Annotated in this window: 1 protein-coding gene; it reads right to left on the bottom strand. The window is 66.6% G+C overall.

Going from position 1 to position 548, the window contains the following annotated elements; all coding sequences use genetic code 11:
• Window positions 1-548, bottom strand: a 548-nt coding sequence (locus ACTSKS_RS11035; protein WP_442927558.1) for an integrase core domain-containing protein, incomplete at both ends; no start/stop codon positions are given.

The raw sequence follows: 548 nt of genomic DNA, 5'->3' as shown, positions 1-548 counted from the left end.
TGTAAGAGGTCATGACGTTGTTGACTCGTGCCGGGGCCAACGAGGTTGGCGGGGCGTCCCCGCAGGAGGTATGAGGCCGATGGTAGTTGTAGTGGTTCACCCACACCTGCAGGGCCTCACGCCGAGCTTGCTCTGAGGAGTACGGGCGGGCGTAGAGGACCTCATCGACCATCAGCCGGTTGTACCGTTCGACCTTCCCGTTATGGCGCGGGGTGTAGGGGCGGATCCGGTGGTGCCGGCCCCCGAGCGAGACCACCTTCGCGGTGAAGTCCACGGCCCGGTAGTTGTTCCCGTTGTCCGTGATCACCCGGTCCACGGTGATGCCGTGGGCGGCGAAGAACGCCCTCGCCCGGCAGAAGAACCCGATCGTGGTCACCGCCTTCTCGTCCTCCAACGCTTCGGTGTAGGCCAGGCGGGTGTACCCGTCGATCGCCGAGTGCAGGTAGGTGTACCCGACCCGTCGGCCAGGCCCGCGTTTGGCCGCTCGCGCGTTCTCGGAGTCCCGTCCGTGAGCACGCCAGCCGCCCCCGTCAGGGATCTTCCCGATC

Source organism: Micrococcus sp. TCR-5 (genome assembly GCF_052220525.1).
GTDB lineage: Bacteria > Actinomycetota > Actinomycetes > Actinomycetales > Micrococcaceae > Micrococcus > Micrococcus luteus.
Note: the sequence above shows the minus strand (reverse complement) of the source record. Positions and strands in the feature narration are given on the sequence as shown.